The sequence below is a fragment of the Geobacter sp. OR-1 genome (assembly GCF_000813145.1).
Taxonomy (GTDB): Bacteria; Desulfobacterota; Desulfuromonadia; order Geobacterales; family DSM-12255; genus Geoanaerobacter.
The window spans coordinates 161,413-179,795 of record NZ_BAZF01000004.1; the positions used below are offsets into that span (position 1 = coordinate 161,413).

13 protein-coding genes and 1 pseudogene are annotated in these 18,383 nt (G+C 49.9%); all 14 read right to left on the reverse strand.

Features of this window, described 5'->3' with window-relative positions; all coding sequences use genetic code 11:
* Positions 1-246: 246 nt before the first annotated feature.
* The 14 genes and pseudogenes from OR1_RS05845 to OR1_RS05905 all read right to left on the reverse strand — a co-directional run bounded on the left by OR1_RS05845 (position 247) and on the right by OR1_RS05905 (position 18,266).
* The gene (locus OR1_RS05845; protein WP_041970613.1) at positions 247-1,398 is read right to left on the reverse strand and encodes a DegT/DnrJ/EryC1/StrS aminotransferase family protein; all 1,152 of its coding nucleotides are present in this window, start codon (positions 1,396-1,398) and stop codon (positions 247-249) included.
* A complete protein-coding gene (locus OR1_RS05850) occupies positions 1,395-2,468 on the reverse strand; it encodes a polysaccharide pyruvyl transferase family protein (RefSeq protein WP_041970614.1) in 1,074 nt (357 codons plus the stop codon). Before OR1_RS05850 ends, OR1_RS05845 begins: the two co-directional genes overlap by 4 nt.
* A 37-nt stretch (positions 2,469-2,505) precedes the next feature.
* On the reverse strand, positions 2,506-3,783 hold the full coding sequence (locus tag OR1_RS05855) for an ATP-grasp domain-containing protein (protein WP_041970616.1): 1,278 nt from the start codon (positions 3,781-3,783) through the stop codon (positions 2,506-2,508).
* Between the two features lie 11 nt (positions 3,784-3,794).
* Positions 3,795-5,090 carry an ABC transporter ATP-binding protein gene (locus OR1_RS05860; RefSeq protein ID WP_041970618.1) on the reverse strand — a complete coding sequence of 432 codons (1,296 nt, stop codon included), beginning with the start codon at positions 5,088-5,090 and terminating at the stop codon, positions 3,795-3,797.
* A gap of 118 nt (positions 5,091-5,208) precedes the next feature.
* A complete protein-coding gene (locus tag OR1_RS05865; protein ID WP_041970619.1) occupies positions 5,209-5,910 on the reverse strand; it encodes a hypothetical protein in 702 nt (233 codons plus the stop codon).
* Positions 5,911-6,297: 387 nt separating this feature from the next.
* Positions 6,298-6,657, reverse strand: a pseudogene (locus OR1_RS21415) (four helix bundle protein); the annotation flags it as partial.
* Positions 6,658-6,766: 109 nt separating this feature from the next.
* Positions 6,767-7,576 (reverse strand): ABC transporter permease, encoded by an 810-nt coding sequence (locus OR1_RS05870; protein ID WP_041970620.1) that lies wholly within the window; start codon positions 7,574-7,576, stop codon positions 6,767-6,769.
* Between the two features lie 130 nt (positions 7,577-7,706).
* Entirely contained in the window at positions 7,707-9,677 is a 1,971-nt protein-coding gene (locus OR1_RS05875; RefSeq protein ID WP_041970621.1) for a beta-propeller fold lactonase family protein, read from the reverse strand.
* Between the two features lie 176 nt (positions 9,678-9,853).
* Positions 9,854-11,578, reverse strand: coding sequence for a tetratricopeptide repeat protein (locus OR1_RS05880; protein WP_041970622.1), 1,725 nt, complete (start codon positions 11,576-11,578; stop codon positions 9,854-9,856).
* Between the two features lie 22 nt (positions 11,579-11,600).
* The gene (locus OR1_RS05885) at positions 11,601-12,746 is read right to left on the reverse strand and encodes an SDR family NAD(P)-dependent oxidoreductase (protein ID WP_041970624.1); all 1,146 of its coding nucleotides are present in this window, start codon (positions 12,744-12,746) and stop codon (positions 11,601-11,603) included.
* The gene (locus OR1_RS05890; protein WP_041970625.1) at positions 12,743-13,930 is read right to left on the reverse strand and encodes a glycosyltransferase family 4 protein; all 1,188 of its coding nucleotides are present in this window, start codon (positions 13,928-13,930) and stop codon (positions 12,743-12,745) included. Before OR1_RS05890 ends, OR1_RS05885 begins: the two co-directional genes overlap by 4 nt.
* Complete coding sequence (locus tag OR1_RS05895; protein ID WP_041970626.1) at positions 13,923-14,870, reverse strand: glycosyltransferase family 2 protein; 948 nt, start codon at positions 14,868-14,870, stop codon at positions 13,923-13,925. The genes OR1_RS05890 and OR1_RS05895 overlap by 8 nt, the downstream gene beginning before the upstream one ends.
* 44 nt (positions 14,871-14,914) lie before the next feature.
* Complete coding sequence (locus OR1_RS05900; RefSeq protein WP_052440295.1) at positions 14,915-15,859, reverse strand: glycosyltransferase family 2 protein; 945 nt, start codon at positions 15,857-15,859, stop codon at positions 14,915-14,917.
* A 70-nt stretch (positions 15,860-15,929) separates the two neighbouring features.
* Positions 15,930-18,266, reverse strand: coding sequence for a hypothetical protein (locus OR1_RS05905; protein ID WP_152609825.1), 2,337 nt, complete (start codon positions 18,264-18,266; stop codon positions 15,930-15,932).
* Positions 18,267-18,383 lie beyond the last annotated feature (117 nt).

An 18,383-nucleotide genomic window follows, 5' to 3' on the forward strand; every position in this document is an offset into this window, starting at 1 on the left:
GCGTAAAATGTCCATTATTAAATTTTACCAGAGCATTAAGCTATTTTAGATAATCACATTAAACTTAAAGCAACTTTAAGCAATGAAAATAATCAGAAACAAGCGCATATTAAGTTTCTAACAAATTCATCTTGCTTGTTACTTACAAGTAATTAGGAAGCAACAAGACGTTGTCTTAAAATAACTGTCCTGATGTCACTGCTTAGAATTTACATTATATTTTAGATATTTTTGCGGCAACAGGAATTAATCAGATTTTTGAATATACATCAAAATCCGACAGATCCTTTCGACATCATCTCCTGAAAGGCCTCCAAAAAATGGTAATGACAATACTTCGCTAGAGACTTTATTTGCAACTTGTAAGTTACCTGCCTCTGACGACGGTAAATATCTATAACAGGTGTAATCACTACAGAGCGGGTAAAAGTATTTACGAGCAAATATATTGTATTTCTTAAATTCATCATAAACGTAATCTCGTGATCGTCCGAAAACTTTCTCATTTATTCTGATAACAAAATATTGATAACTGTTTTTAATACCTGGTTTTTCATTTTCCAAACAGGTAATGCCTTCTACATTTTTCAAACACTCCTTATATTTATCGGAAAGAACTCTTCTCTTCTGCCTTTCCTCCTCTATATATTGCAAGACTATAAGACCAACTGCAGCCTGCAACTCATTCATTTTGCCATTTATTCCAGGCATCACTACTTCCTCTTCGTTCTTGATGCCAAAGTTTTTCAACAGGTCAACACGAGATTTAAGCTCTTTACTGTTAAATGTCAGGGCTCCCCCTTCTGCAGTATGAAATAACTTGGTCGCATGGAAGCTAAACATGGAAATGTCACCAAAAGTGCCAATCCCTTTGTCATCAATTTCAACACCGAATGCATGTGCTGCGTCATAGACAACACGAAGGCCATAGCGGTCTGCCACCTCCTGTATTTTGGCAGTGTCGCACGGGGTGCCGAATACATGCACCGCCAGAATTCCCGTTGTCTGAGGAGTGATAAGTGATTCAATCCTGTTGGCATCAATATTCATTGTTGCCGGATCAATGTCACAAAAAATCGGTTTAACGTTGTTCCAGGTCAATACATGAGGAGTAGCAGGAAAGGTAAATGGAGTCGTAATAACTTCACCCGATAACCTAAGACTCTGGCATGCGACGATGAGAGCTATTGTCCCGTTATTGAACAAGGAAAGATAGGGGACTTTAAGAGTTCCGGTAAGTTCCTTCTCCAGCAAATCGTGCTGTGGCCCATTGTTAGTAAGCCATTTAGAGTCCCAGATCTCTTGCAGTTTTGCTTGTATCAGGGCAAGGTCCGGCAGAAGGGGTCTGGTTACGTAAAGCGGCGTGGGGAAGGGATTCGGTGAACTGTTATTGGTCATGGGAGGTTGTTCTTTCCCGAGATTTCTGCAAGGTTGCGGATAAAAAGGGATGACGTCTCTAGCAAATGTGCAAGCGAATTTCCATAACTGTCCTTGATCGATTGATAATTTGCCAGGATATCGTTAAACATCATGATAACTTTGTCTGACAATTGGGGATCACCCACCTCGACATAATGATCAGGCAAATTCTGCTTCTTTATTAAATCAAGGTGTTTTCGGTGATTTCCCAGTGTAATTACCGGGGTAAGCATCCCGGCCGGGCATATCTGCGCGTGCCCGCGCATGCCGATCACCATTTTTGCATGCTTGTAATATGATAATCCTTTGAGAGTGCATTCGTCACGAATAATGTCAAACCACTCCCAAGAAGTGAGGCCTTCGGGGTTTCCCATATTCGCAATCAGTTGGCGTCCTAGAATGTCATCAGTTCTTACATGAGGACAAAGGACTATCTTATAACCCTTTCCCAAAAGATACCTGCAGATATCAGAAAGATGGGAGAGGAGAGACTCGTCGTCAAAACCTCTGGCGTGCTTCATGTCGTTAGCAAGTTGAATGATCACAAAGTCCCCTTCTATTGGGGGACGGGCGTAGTCGCCATCAACAAAAAAACCTGGATCCGGCACTTCAGGAAGATCCACACCAAGCTTCAGCAACTCTTCACGGGAACCGTCGTTGCGGACGGAAAAGGAGAGACAATGTTCCTGTAAACGTCTTATATTTTCCACGATCCGAGGATGAATATCACCCTCCCCCCGAAATTGATTGTACCCGACACCGTAGATTATGAGGGGCACCCTGATCTTGGGAATCAATCTGTCCGGAATTTTCAACATCCATTTATCCCCGGCAAACCCGTGTATCAGTCCTCCTCCTCCAACAAGAAGCATGTCAGCGGAGCTGTTTAATTGATCGACAGTGTTTTCATCAAAGACAAGGGAGTGAACATCTTTCAATTTAAAGAGTATTTCTGAGTTATAATATTTCAAAAAAAGGTTACGCACCCCTACGCCAAGAGCATAATCCCCAAAATTATAATACCGTGCGTACACATGCCAGACATTCATTGGACCTATCCCCTTCCATCCTTTTTCATATAAATTTCTACCAATTCATCAAGCATTCCAAAGCATCAGGTGCAAAGACAGGAATCCTCAGAGCCTGCTTGATTTCGAGCCGTTCTGAGAAAGAGTCATCAATAAAGATGGCGTTACTCTCCTTGATATATCTGGACTTCAAATCGTCCTTGCAGAGGTGTGTGATTGTGTCAAACAAAGAAGCTATCCGGTAACGTGCAAGCGTGTCTTTGAGTTCGCCGTTATGCCTTGTGATCAAATGCAGCTTAATCGAGTCAGCCATACATTGATAAAGAAAAGCAATAACCAGCGGATTGACCCTTTCACACTTAATTATACAATCATCAAGGTCAATATATACATGCTCATACTTCAGATTAGTCTGATACCGATTGGTCAATGCCCTGTCCATTTCAATGGCATGATTGTTTGTAACGATTTCCACATCTAACCCTTGAGCGTCATATATACTGAGCAAGGCAAAATTCACACCCAAAGACCGGTAAAGCCCCATAGAACCGGCGATCCGCGGAGCAATCTCCATCAGAGTGAATTCGCCGTGACTGCTCTCTTTAACTTGGAAAAACCAGGCCCCTCGGAGGCAGAGATTTTCGTTTATGACGCAGGCAAGTCTCGTGAATGTGTCGTTGACAACCGGCCTTGTGTCGACACTGATACCGTTCATTATCCGTACCCGTTCTCTTGCGCCAGCAAAACGTAGCTTCCGATTCCTGTCGCTGAAGCAATCAACGGTATATTCCTTTCCCGGCAGATACTCCAGCATGAGCAGGGAGGGGTCTTTCCAAAAATAGAATTCCGCCTCACATCTCGATGAAGCAAGGTGCGTTCCTTTTGAACCCTGGCCTATGTCTGGTTTCATAAATACAGGGAATTCAATATCAACAGAGTGCAGCGTAGAAATTTTCGGTACAGGCACAATTCCTTTGAACTTCTCATAGGTGGCCTTTTTTGAGCGGCAGACGGCACAAGTTTCGCGAGAAGAAGTGATAAGCCCTGCGTGGAGCTTTTCCCTTTCGTCAGATAGCTTAAGCAGGACACTATCATGCGCGGGGAATACATAATCAATGTTATTTTCAGCTATCAAGGCATTGATACTGTCTATGAATTCGGGGGAATCGACGTAGGGGAGGCCATCGCAGTAATTGTCATAAACATACTTCCCGTGATTTGAAGCAACGCTCGAGGCTCCATACAATGACACGTGAATCGAATACTTCAGCGAGTTGTATATTTCTAGCCCGATTTCTGATCCACATGGAAAAACAAGGACATTTATTGGTGTCATGGATGTAGTCCCTAGAGTTTTGTAACCATTACTTCGTTGGGCCAGTGAACTAGACCATAAAGTTTCATTGGCCTACGGGGAGCAACAGCGAATTGAGTGGCAATTGGAATAAAGTCACAGATTTCAACCTTTCCGAGTTCATCATAGACAGGTATCGATAATACGCAAGAAATTGTGTATTCATTTTCCATCAGTGATAATTCAAATTGCCAATCGATAACATACCGTTCACCTTTCTTCGGAAACGACAGACGACTATTTTCAATACCGGCGCTGGAATAAACTATGTCAACACCGTTTTTGTCCCGTATATGATAGGCGTATGACAATTCGTGTATGTCTTCAAGTATTACAATAGCCATCCTCAAAGTTACCATTTGATTGTATTCAGCGACATTCACTTCTTGGCCATCACAGTCAAGCAACAGGACATTTGCAAAGGTTGCTTTTCCGTTTTGAATCCTCTGAAAAGCACTTCTTTTGATGAAGTTTGCAGTCTGATTAAATACACTGTCTGCTCCAAAACCTCCTATGGGGAGTTCACTTCCAGTGCTCTTAATTATCTGTTCGCTCTGAACCACCATGGCAAAGTATTTTTCAACAACTTTACTTGAATCTCCGGCTGCCTTCACACTACCATGCTCAAGCAGAATAGCTTTGCTGCACAAGCTCTTTATTGATGATGAACTATGACTGACAAAGAACAAAGAAATCCCGGAGTCTACCAATTGTTTCATCTTTGTCATGCACTTTGCCTGGAAAAACATGTCACCGACGGATAGCGCCTCGTCCACGATAAGGATGTCTGGAGCTACATTTATAGACACAGCAAACGCCAGCCTTACAAACATCCCGCTGCTGTAAGTCTTCACCGGTTGCTGAACAAATCCCCCGATATCGGCAAAGGAGAGGATATCATCCAAGCGCTCCTCCATCTCCTCTCGAGTGTATCCCATCAACATACCGTTGAAATAGATGTTCTCAATGCCACTCAATTCCGGGTTGAACCCTGCCCCCAGCTCCAACAGGGCCGACACCCTGCCGATAACCCTGACTTTACCGCTGGTGGGGGTAAGTACACCGGTGAGGATCTTTAAAAGTGTCGATTTGCCGGCGCCGTTTTTCCCGATGATACCGACTGTCTCGCCTTTTTTGATCTCAAAGCTCACATCATTAAGGGCATAAAAATCATAATGATACTGCTTTCGAAGAGGGTGCAAAGATTCCTTCAGGCGATCTACGGGTGAATTGTAGAGTTTGTAAACCTTGGATAGATTTTCTGCCTTTATGGCTATATCGTAAGACATATAATTTATATTTATACCATAATAATAGTGAGTTAGAAAATCATTTCCTGAACCATAAACAAAAAAGCGGCCCACCCGAAGGTGGCCGCTTTTTGAGTAACTAATCAAATGACTGTTATCAATATACAACCATCACAGCGCCAGTGCTTGTTCTGTATAGTGTACCAACTGGCAATAATGCTGCAGTCGCAGCAGCGTTATCAGCGTATGGTCCAGGAACATTACCAAGATTGATTCTTTTTAATGCATCAATAGTTAATGCATTAGCGTCAGCCGCTGCTGTTCCAATACCAAACCCAATCGTTGAACCGGTAAAGCCGAGGAACTTCATGCCGCCAACTGCGTTCTTGTAATAGATGGCATTACGAAGGCTTGTTGAAGAGTAATTACTTCCATAAAAGGTGATAAGCGCCTGACCTGCATTATTGTTCATCTCAATGCCGGCCTGTGCACCTGTACCAGCATTGGTGTTGTCAAATTTCATCCGGATTATCCCGTCAGTACTCCCCGGTATAGACAACGAGTACAAAAGCGGACCGGTAAACCCGTTAGTATTTATGATAGGAGCAAGTTTGAGACCATAAAGGAAATCACTATTCTGACCAGCAACCAATGTCGGAGTGATTTCAGCTCCTACCGCATTCGAACCTGTGCTGACTTGAGTTCCACTAACAATGGTTTTGCCTGTCTCGCTTACCGAAAAGACTGTTGTCGTCCCATCTGTAGCCTTTACTGCTAATTTCTCCGCCGCAAACGCCGACCCGGCCGTCAGAGCCGACACTGCAAGTACTGCTGCTATAGCCTTCATCATTTTCCGCATTGTAAATGCCTCCTTGTTTTTTTTAATCCGTGAAGAGTGAAGGGCGAAAGTGAATAAACATCTTAACCCTTTACTTTCCTGTCTGAAATCTATGATCGTTATCCCTGTTATTTAACTGCCTGCTTCTCGTTTTAGCGTAATGACTTTCGCCATTAAACCGGGCACCTTGAGTGTACCTAAATCTGCAGTGTTGTAAAGCCACCGAGCGTTTAGGCCTGTTTGCAGAGCAACAATAAATCAAATATTAAAGAACTGCAACAAAAAATCTTATGCTTTGGTTAATTACTTTCTGAACAAATTTAAATAATGCAATTCAGAGGCCAAAATCACAACCTGTGAATTGTGAAGGGTGAATAGTGAATAGTGAAAGCAATAGAATCTATTACTTCATTTAGCACCTTCACTGTGGTAATTTTCTCCTAACATTGGCAACCATGCCGGCCAACAGCCTGGAACCGTCTGTATCTGGTTTCCAACGACAACCAAATCATCACTGCCAATGAATGCTAATTGTCGGGCAATTTCTACCTGGGTATCCAGTTCGCTCAAGGAACCGCCAGCAATATTCAAGAACTGAAGAAACTCTTTTGCGGAGAAACGAGCAGCACCTTCCGCAATATTACTCGGTATTGAAACCGCTGCTCGTCGCATTTGCGAAGTTATCCCATATAATTCAGATTTTGGAAAACTTTCCGTAATTCGATAAACGAGCGTCACAAGCGAAACCGCTTCTTTCCAGACATCAAGTTATTTATGCGCCCTCATCGCCAAACTTTCCGCCTCTGACGTTTATTTCACCATTCACCGCCTCGCCTCTTGGCTTTTTTCACCATTCACATTTCACCATTCACCGCCTTTATAATACATCGGCGAAGTGCGGGCGGAGGCGGCGGAAGACCACGGCGCCGAGAAGGAAGATCAGCATGGAAATTCCCCAGAAGTAGACGGTCTGCAGCCAGTGCTCCCAGAACCAGACCCGGTTGATCAGGGAGTCCCGATACCCCTCGACGATATAGACCACCGGATTGAGCTTGATGATCGGCTGGTATTTCTGTGGCAGCAGCTTGACCGACCAGAAGATCGGGGTGCCCCAGAACAGGAACTGAAGCGCCATGGACACCAGTTGTCCCACATCGCGCAGGAAGATGATCAGGCTAGAAAAGAGCCAGGACAGGCCGGTGAGCAGGACGAGCGTGGCAAATAGGTAGTAAGGGAGCTGTAACAGGTGAATGGTGAATGGTGAAGAGTAAAAAATGCACAACACAAGGATCAGCGCCAGGAAAAATATATGGATCACAAGGGTCGAGAAGAGTTTCACCAAGGGGAGGATCCCGATGCTGAAAGCAACCTTCTTCACCAGAAAGGAGTTCTCCAGGATCGAGCCGGTGGCAGAGGTGAGGGCGTCGGAAAAAAAGAACCAGGGGATGATACCGGCAGAGAGCCAGATGATGTAGGGCACGCCGCTGACCGGCTGGCTCTTGAAGACATATCCGAAAACGAAACAGAGAATGGCGATATAGACCGTGGGGTGCACAAACGCCCAGAGCATGCCGAGATAAGACCCCAGGTACTTGGCGCTGAAGTCGCGGCGGGTCATCTCCATAATCAGCTGGCGGCGGGAAAGAAGTTCGGCCATAAAGGCCCTGAAAATACTGAAATAGTTCATGGTGCTATCCTACCGCAAGCCGTACGCCATTGCCAAATGAAACTTCCTGTCATATTAAATCTCCGGATGCAAAAACGGCGGCCACCATAACGTGACCGCCGTTTCTATTGTATCTCAGTGTAATTCAGTGTTACTTGATAACGATGGCACCGTTGTTGTTGTAGGAGCCGATCGTCACGCTGCCGTTCGCAACAATAACAGTCCCGATGTTTGTTGTGCACAATGCTGGATTGATGATTGATGCGCTTCCAGCCGGTACAGTCCCGACCCCACCTGTGGTGTACTCGGTCCAGCCGCCGACGACTGTAATAGCGGTGTTTGATCCAAACGTACAGTTAGTGCCGGGGAAGTATTCCTTGGAGGTGTCAAGGTCGATCGGGTTGGCAGCTGTTGCCCCGGAAATCGCCGTATATGCATCCGACAGTGTCTGCTTGTACTGAATGGTACCACCGCGGTTGGTTCTAACCGGGCCGCTCCCGTTCGTGCGGAATTTGGCTCCGACAGCAAAGGTGCCGTTTTCCGCCCCTTTTTGCCCGGCAGTGGCCTGATCCAAGGTCAAATCGCAAACCGGGCCGGCAGTGCTGCACGCTCCGAGCCAGCCATCAAAGGTGCTGCCGGAAGTCGCGGTAGGAGTCAGACGAATTCTGGCGCCCGTGCTGTTGGAAGCGGAGCAGGAGGTCCCGCAGTTTATCCCCCCGCCAGAGACATAGGAACCGCCACTGTAAATGGTACTGACAACCGTACCGGTACCAGTACCCGACTTGGTCACCTCAATGATGTATGCCGAGCGGGTAAAAGTTGCATAGATGTTATGATCTGCTGTTGGGGCGATAAAGGTATACGGAGCGGTGACGGTGCTGCCGTCCACAGTCACCGTGGAAATGGCGCAGTTGGCGAGCGCATTGACGTTGAACGTGACGTTCTGACCTTTGGCAACCTGATAAACCGGATTCCCGTTGTTGATGTTGACGTTCGAACTCGGGGTTATAAGCTCAGAGGTGGTTACAGAGCCGCAGAAGTAATTGTCTACGCCAGTATTGATGGCCACGAAAGCCGGGCCGGCGAAATTACCGAACGAGTAGGGACCGGCACCGATCCTTCCGGCAGCGGAATTGCCGTCAACCGTGGTTACGGTGTTATTTGCCTTGAGAATGATGGATGCGGTGCCAAGCTGGTTTTGATTGTAATTGGCAGTGATCGCCTTGAGGCCGTCGGCAGTGAAAGCAATCCCAGACGGCATGGTCCCCACGTTGATGGCAGGGGCAACTACTGTCATGGTACCGACGCCGCTGCCTGATGCGTCAACTGTTGAAACCTGACTATTGGTCATGTCGGTGACATACAGCCTGGTCGTATTGGCCGAATCGGCAACGGTAGGGTCTATGGCAACGCCCCATGGGGTGAGTCCGACTGTGACGCTTAACGAGTTGGCAGTGGAGAGATTCTGAGTATCAAAAACTGTTAGTGTGGAATTCATGATACTGGCAACGAAGACCTTCTTGCCGTCCGCTGATATGGCGATCCCCCGGGGACCGTCGTAAGGAACGCTTACCCTTGTAGACAAACTGTAGCTACTGGGATCGCTGGCGTTGATCACCGCAATTTCCGTAGTACCCGAGCAGGTGACATAGGCTTTGTAACTGGCCCCGGGGCCAATGGCAATCCCCTGCGGCTGGCAATTTATTCCTCCTGATTGAGGTATCGCCACGGTGGTGAGCAGGGACTTATCAACAGCATTAAATATCGATACGGAATTGTCTACCGGGTTGGCGACGAAGAGCCGTGTTCCCGCGGTATTGACCGCCAAAGCACCGGGCTGGATAGCCAAGGGGATTGAGGTAACTGAGTTGTCCAGGGTATCGATTACCGATATCGTATTATCGCCCTGATTGGAGACGTAAACCCGGCTTCCCATCCTGTTGACAGCCACTCCAGAGGGGCTCTGACCCACAGGCAGTACCGCAGTGACTTGATTGGAGGCAGTATCCAGAACCGATACCGTGTTATCGGCATTGTTTGCTATGTATGCGAAGGGAGCGGCATTAACGATTCCCGCATACAATAGCATACTGAAGACACTGAGCATTACCCTGAAGTACATTTTTTCCTCCTGTGCAGTTACGACGATGATCGATCCGATTTCTCAGTATTATGCAAAAATAAAACCAATTTCACCCACCCGGCAAATCGCTTTGGCGCCAAGCGGACTCACTTTAACATGCGGAGTGACGTGAAATCAACCGCAAAGAGCAGGCAGGCAACGCACATTCATGGCCATCAGTTGTTCATGAACTGCGCACCAAGCTGCATGGCCAAAGGCGACCGTAATTCTCTCAACCGCTGTAGTGAACGGACGGCCGCAGGGGTGTCCCCGAGACGCAGCGAGGCATAGCCGTAATTATATATGGCATTCGGATACTCGGGATTTAATATGGTCGCGAGACTGAACCAGGTTCTGGCTTCGCTGAATTTCCCCTGTTTGATCAGCGCCACACCCAGGTTGTCATACGGGACGTTGTGGTACGGACGCACGGGGATCGCCTTGCGCAGGGCAGCTTCGGCGTCGGCCCATCTCCCGGCATCGGCATAGGCGTTGGCAAGGGTAATATGATTGCGCTGATTGTGGGGCGCCTTGTCCCTGCCGTCCAGAGCAAAGGCGATCGGGTTCGACCAGAGAAGATTGCGCTGCATTGCAGCGCCGGCATAACCGGCAATCACGAGCCCGAGTGTTGCCAGGGCGATCCTTTTGTTGCTGAACCTGCCGCCAAGGTCTACTGCCGCCACGGCAAAACCGAACATCGGCAGGTAAAGCCGGTGTTCCACCATCGCATCGAGGGGAATTATCGAAGACTCGACCGACAGCGAAATATAAAACCACAATATGCCGAAAGACAACAGCGGTCTCCGCCGAGCCAGCACCAAGGCCAGGCCCGCAAACAACAGGTGCCCGGCAGCGGCCGCCAGGTTCGGCAAGGTAACCACCTTGGAAACCAGCGGATAGCCATAGTCGAAAACCTGATTGTACGGCAAAACGAGTAACCGTATGTACTTCCATAGAACGGTCATTTCAGTGGCGAGATAAAGCGCCTGCAGATTCTCCGGCGGGGCATCGGCCCGCCTTGGCTTGGAGAGGTCGGCCACGTTTAGCGCCGGCTGGCCGGGCGCCGGCTTCTTGCCGGCAGAGGCAGCTTCCGCCCGCACCCAGTAATCGGCTCGACCCGCCTCCTTGAGTACCAGTTCGTCTTTGCCCACATGCAGATAGATGAACAACGCGGAAACCAGCAGAAACGGCACAAGATAGGCCAAACGTCTGCCATAATGCGACGGCAAGGCGCCCCGGTTCAGGATCAGCCAGTCGAACAGAAGAATTTCCGCCGGGATCAGGACTGCATTCTGTTTGGTCATGCAGGCAAGAGCCATGGTGAGAAGCGACACGAGATACCAGATGACATGGGCTGGAGTGCTCAAACCGGAACCGGCGGCAACAGACTCGCGGGCACGGCAGTAAGCATAGATGGCAACAAGGGCAAGAAGCGCGGAAAGGGTTGTCATCCTCTGAACGATATAGTTGACGGACTGCGTCTGGATGGGATGCACCAGGAAAAGAAAAGATGCCGCCGCCGACAGCAGGACGGCATCGGGAACGGCAGGAAGAACGGCCCGCGGCCGGTAATCGGGCTCGGCAAAAACCCGTTTCGCGAGCAGCCAGACAAACCAGGAAGCGCAAAGGTGAATACCGATGTTAACCAGATGATAGCCGGTGACATCAAGGCCGCCGAATCGGTAATTGACGGCAAAGGTCAGGTAAGCAAAACCCCTGACAGCGAGCAGACTTTTGAACGCCTTAGAGATATCATGCACAACAGGATTGTCCATAATGTTCTGCGGGTCATCGAAGAGCCACGGAACACCAAGGGTTCTGCAGTAAAGGGCAACGCCAACAGCTGCTATTAAAAAAACCATCGTGAGATCGCTTGAGAAGCGGTCCCTCTGGGTAGTCATGCCCCCTCCGGTCACCAAAAATCTACATGAGATTATGCAGCCTGAGAGCTGATTCCGCCTCTTCCAGCCGGTCGTCCCGCTGCTCTCCACGAGCCCATGACACCAGCTCGGCCACGCCGGCAGCAAATGGCACCGCCGGTTCATAACCCAATCCAGAGCGGCTCTTCCCCAGGTCGGCAAAACAGTCCCGGATATCACCCACCCGAAACTGCCCCTGATAGAGAAACTCCTCCGTTGCTCCAAGTTCCCGGCAGACGTGGCGGGCCAGGTCAAGGACCGTCAGCCGCTCCCCGCTTCCGACATTGAAGGTTTCGCTACCGGAAGTTTCGTGAGTCAGCGCCAGCAGGTTGGCCCGGACGACATCGCGCACATTGACGAAGTCACGCCCCTGCAGACCATCTTCGTAGATCGATATCGGACTGCCGGAGAGCCGGCGCGTGACAAAAATGGCCCCAATGCCGGTATACGGGTTCCCGAGCGCCTGACGGGTCCCGTAAACATTGAAATATCTGAGCACGACGCCGGGGATGCCGTAGGTGGCGGAAAAGATCCTGAGCAGCTCTTCCTGCACCCTTTTGGTTTCCGCATAGACTGAAATGGGCGCCAGCGGCTTCCCCTCGGCAGTAGGGAGCGATTCAAGCGGCGCACCGCAGGAGGGGCAAAATATCCGCCATTCCGACTTTTCAAGCGCCTCCCTGCCCCTCAGGGGGGGGAACACCGGCCCGCAGGCAGGGCATGAATAGGCGCCTTCGCCATATACCGCCCGTGAAGAGGAGAGAACTATTTTAGCGACCCGGTGGTCGCTGTTGGCCAGGACATCCAGAAGCATTGCCGTACCGCCGACATTGACATCGCAGTACCCGTGAATCTCGTACATCGACTGGCCAACCCCGGTCTGGGCCGCAAAATGATAGATCGCATCCACTCCGGCAATGGCCCGGGACAGGTCATCGCGATTGCGAACATCGCCGCGCATGAACTCGACCCGGCGGTCGATCCAGGCGGGGAGTTTTCTTCCCGGCCCATGGACCTGAGGATCGAGCAAATCCATGATCCGCACGCGATAGCCACGTTCAAGCAGGGCGTCGCAGGTATGGGAACCGATAAAACCGGCACCGCCGGTGATTAAGATCAGAGAACCGGGTACGATTATTGAGTTATTGTTCATTGGAGCAGATCCCTGTATACCTTTGCCAGCTCGGCATATGCAACTGCCGGATCGTAGCGCCTGACCGCCTCCGCCCGGCCCGACTCTCCGAGGCGCTTGGTTTCCGCCGGAGAATCGACAAGCCTGTCAATGGTCGCAACAAGCGCGCCAACATCTCCCGGAGGGACAAGCAGGCCGTTCCGATTATTAGTCACCACGGTGTTGACCCCCTTTATATCCGTGCCGACTATGGCAATCCCGCTGGCAAGGTAAACCGGCAGCTTGCCGGGGACATTGTCGCCATATAGCCTCAGGCAAAATCCGATGTCGCAGATTTTCAGATACTGGGGCAGCCGTTCGAACGGCTCATCATCGATAAACCATATCCTCTGCGCTATGCCCATCTCCGCGGCAATGGCCCGGTATGGGGGTAATGGCCTGCCGAACAGCACCAGACGCACATCGTCGCGTCTGGCGGAAATAAGACGGAATGCCTCCAGCAGAAAATCAACCCCCTGGTACTCTTCCATCCCCCCGGAATAGATTAGGAGTTTTTCGTTATTGGGGCGCAGGCGCCGCTCCAGTTCCCGGTCAATCTGCTCATCCGGCAGATGGAAAGAATCGAGTTCCGGCACATCCTCCACCAGGACAATCTTATCAGGGTCCTGGCCGGCGGCGATAAACTCGTCACGCCGGAGACTTGATTGCGCCACGATCCGGTCCACCCTCCGTTCGATCCAGCGCTCGAATTTAGTCAGAGGTTTGATCAGTGGTGATGTTTCCGGAATGGCCCCAGTGGCGATCAACTCCGGGACAAAGGTGCCATGGGCGTTGTAGATCACTCTCGCACCCGTAAAGAGCCTGACGATTATCCCGATGAAAGCCCCTTCGTGCAGATGCCCGTCTATTACCCTGATCCGCTCTTCCCTGACCACTCTCAATACAGTCCCGAGCAGCAGAATATCATACAGCAACTTTGCCATGTTGGCGCCGGTGCGCTTGATGGTCAGGGGAAGTGGGCCTGTTCTGTGAATCCGGAAGGGGAAATCCGCTGTTTCGCCTTGGAAGAACGATATGACCCGAATATCGAACTCAGTGGACATGGCCGTTGCCAGCCGCCGGATCCGCAGAGGGGTCCCCCGGTCGATATAGAACGGGCAGGGAGCAATCACGGCTACTTTCAAACGGCCGGGCGAATCAGTCATTTAGGTTGATTCGCTCTCTTACGGCATAAATCGGTTTTCCCTGCGCCTCATAATAGGTCCGGGCATTGAGTTCACCCAACAGTCCCAGGGCAATAAACTGTACTCCCATGAAGAGCAGAAAGGCGGTCATAATCAGCAGCGGATTCCGATTCATGCTCGTATGCTCGAAAATCTTCATGTAGATGGTTATGAAGCCGGTCACGGAACCGGCTGCAAACGAATAGATCCCCCATTTGCCGAAAAGCTGGATCGGCTTGGTTGAATAACTGAGCAGAAACATCACTGTCATGAGATCCAGGACGACCCTCATGGTCCGGGAAATCCCGTATTTACTGGCTCCGTGCATTCGGGGATGATGGCGGACCGGGATTTCCGCTACCCGGGCGCCGATCTGTGATGCCAGCGCCGGCACAAACCGGTGCATCTCTCCGTAAAGATTTATCCCGTCGAGCACCTCCCGGCGATACGCCTTCAAAGTACAACCATAGTCATGGAGATGGACGCCGGTCATCCGGGATATCATCCCGTTGGCAATTACTGACGGCAGGCGACGGCTGATGAAAGTATCCTGGCGATCCTTCCGCCATCCGGACACCACGTCATATCCTTCATCGATCTTTTCGAGCAGCAACGGGATATCAGCAGGATCGTTCTGCAGGTCGCCATCCATCGGAACTACCACGCGCCCGGCTGCCACATCAAACCCTGCGGCCATCGCCGGAGTCTGCCCGAAGTTGCGCCGGAACCTGATGACCTTGCAGGACTGGTCGCTGCTAGCTATCTGCTTCATCAATTCCCAGGACCCATCCGTAGAACCGTCATCCACCAGAATAAGTTCCCAGGCAAGCCCATGCCCTTCAAGGGCTTTGACAACCCGTTCATGCAGAAGCGGGAGGTTTTCTACTTCGTTATAGATCGGGACAACTATGCTCAAATCCATAAAATGTCCGTTATCCTAATAAACGGCTGGAGTAAAATTCATGTTCAGAGCTCAACGCGGCGCAATTGCACCTCTGCCGGCGATTTGCCGCTATCGCGGAAACGTGGCCGGGCAAGCCCAACCAACATGCCGGCGCCGTATGCCAGGTGAAGCGTAGGGATCGATATCAGCAACAGCGGAAACAGCAGTGCCATCTGCCGTTGCAACGCCTCCCACAAGGCGGTAATGGCAACAGCTCCTGCATAGCATAAAAGGGGGAGGGTGTAAACAGGGTTATCCAGAAACGGGGCCATCATCAGATAGAGAAGAAATAGCGACGGCACAAGGCTTGCCAAGTTGATCTTCCGGCTGACATGCGTCTGCTCGCCCCTGCCGCGACCGTAGGTAAAGAGTTGCCGGACAAAGTCCTGGTATCTTCTCCGCTGGCTTCTCATTACAGCAAGATCCGGATCGTGGATCAACTCCCAGCCATTGTGCAGAATCCGGTCCATCAGTTCGTTCTCTTCATTGGGGTAAAGACGTTCATCCAGTCCGCCGCAGGCGAGGTAAATCTCCCGGCGAAAACTCAGGTTGCACAGAATCAGCTCGTTCTCAGCCGTAGACCGGGTCGACCCTGCCAGCCGGTATCTGTTTCTTACACTTCCCCCCCCGATCAAAGAACTGAGCGCTGCCCCAAAGGCCTGTTGTAGAACGGTATCACTCCGTGGAGTCAAAGAGGGTCCGCCAACGACAGCCACATGAGGATCCACGTAATGCGATGCGGCCTTCTGCAAAAAGTCGGGCTTAACCTGGGAATCATCATCAAGGAAGTAAAGGAGTTCACCGGCAGCAGCAGCCACAGCTCGATTTCTCTGGCTGCTGGGGCGACACCCCTCACTGACAATTATCTCGACAAGGTTGCGAGGGTAATCCATTTCCCTGAGAGACTCGATGGCTCGCACGTCGCCACCGGGCTTAACCGGGATAATTATAGTCCATGAAGGGTACACCCAAATTCTCCGCGATCGGGCATAAAAAAACCCGGGGATCACCCGGCCTTCAACCAGCACAACGAACCTGCTAGAACTGCTTTTTCAGGTTTGCAGAAAAGCGCCGCTCCAAACGATTGTCGTTGCCGGTTCGCTTGCCCTGATAGTATTCAATATTCCCCTGCAAAAGCCTGTACTGAACTCCGAGCGAAGCTCCGCCCATCCATTCGGAAACATTGCCCGGACTGAGGAGTGAATACCTGGCAAGAGCGGCAGCATAAAGATTGCGCGTAAGAAAATATTTACCCTGTAGAGAAAACTGGCGGAGTTCGTTGTACAAACTGCCATATACAACAGTATCATTGCTCTTTAACAACAAAGTCTGCTCTTTCAATTCAAAAAGCTTGCCCTGGAAAACCGAGCTCGGCTTAGAATAAGTAAAATTCTGCCTAATTTCAGTGTAGCTCTTGATTGTGCCATAGTCATTGGCCCGGGAAAACGTCCCATGCACTGAATTCACGGTATTCGGTGTGGGTGCGTAGCTCGCAAAACCTGTTACCGCAATTTCATCAGACATGGAGCTGCCAACTGTTCGTTTACTGTAACGCGTATTAGCAGACATGTTAAACTGGGGCAGGGAATAATCAAGACCACCGCTGAAATTCATAATCGTGTCTAAATCGTACCCCTTTTGATCAAGAAGGTCGATGGAAACCTGGGCATTGGCCCTCAGGCGAGCAGATTGGGTCCACGCTACCTTGCCGGTTGTGACCGACTTGAGATAATCTCCGGAATACCCCGAAGCACGTGCCGCAATAGAAGAACCGGCACTGGTAGATTTTTCAGTTGTAACAATGGAACCAACCGTAGTTCCGGTGTTTCCCAGGTTGAAGGTCAATTGTTGGTCGGCGCTCGCAACCAGCCGGTTGCTAACCCTGTAAAATACCGTTCCTGTCACTGTCTGAGTGGTCTGTTTTTCATTCGACCAGGCCGTTTCTTCGTTCATATACTTGGCATCGTACGATGCGTGAATATCGAGTTTGTCGGAAAATCTCCGCGTGCTGGCCGTGTCTACCCGCCCCTCAAGCGCAATTTTGTTGCCGTTAAGTGAATCTACCCTTTCCACAGTTAACATTGGGGTAAGTGTGAACGCAGATCGCCGAAAGGTTTCCAGACGAACCGATGCAAGAGACGAAATATCCTTCAACTGCCCCTGCGGGTTGCTGCTCCGATTGTCTCTCTGTTCAAACCTGACCTGCCAATTCGTATCAGCCCCCCAAGTACCGTTCACATAAACAGGAACTTTCAACTCTTCGTCGACCTGAAGCGCCTGAGTTATTTTCCGCGAATAGGTATTGAATATACGTGTCTGCCAATTCGGGCGTTGGGCGACAGCAAATAAATTTATGTCGTATTCGGAATACGAGCGAGCCGAACTCTGAGGCTCGAACCGCTTTAACATGACCCCGTCAGCAGAAAATTTGATCCAGTTTGTCAGGTCAAGCCAAATCCTCTCATCATTGGAATTGACCGTGCCGATACGAAAAGTTTGCTCTTCGAAGTCTGTACCCCCGCCCCCTCCTCCTGATCTGCTTAGATAATCTTTCTGTTCATCCTTCCTGTATATCAACCAGAGAGAGTCCTTGACCATGGCTGCCTTTAAAAAGCGCCTGCTGTTATGTTCCGGGCTCGCGCTATTCAGATTGCTTCTATAATCTTCACGGTAATCCACCAATATCCCAGGCAATTGAACCAAGTTAGGGAATCGGGATGCAAGTGAATTGCTGCTGGTCTCACCAAAAGCAAAGGTCAGCCCCGTGGCAATATTCGTGCCAGTATTAAATATTTCATTAGTAACCCCTGTTGGAACAAGGGCATTGCCGTTCTCAAACGCCAGAGGATCGGCTGACCCCGCAAAATCCATCCGGTTTATGTCACGACTGAAGAAAGAAAGGTTCAGGGGCAGGGATCTGCTTTTGTACTGATATTCCACACTATAGATCAGATGACCGGCTGTAATGCTGGAATTATTTCCGCGGTTGACGTCATTACCCGAAATCCTGGCGATTTCACTACCCGAAAGATTAATAGCAGCCCATTCATAGCCGAGTCCGAAACCGTAAGTACCGTACTTCCCCAAACTGCCACGCTTGTCGTAAATCAACGAATACTTGTGGTAAAACGAGCTGGTAGAAGACTTGACATCATCAGCTTGCGAGTCGTAAGAATCGTATCCCACCATGAGCTCGCCGGAAATCCTTGCCGTCGCCTCAGATGCCATGGCGAGGAACCCGTAGCAGATAATGATACGCAAAAGCGCTATGCCCGAAACTCTCATACTCGTCATATTTATATGCAGATACCTGACTTTACCATGGTCAATGGAGCTAGGTCCAACAACTACTTTAATTAAGCTTGCAACAGCCATACCGTTTCATGTCAATTTTCCGACTCTTCCCACCAGCTCCAACCATCTGAATTTGCATTAGAGTTTTTCCAACAATTCCGTAAATCTTGGGTTGAGAATAAAATCTGCCCCTCACCA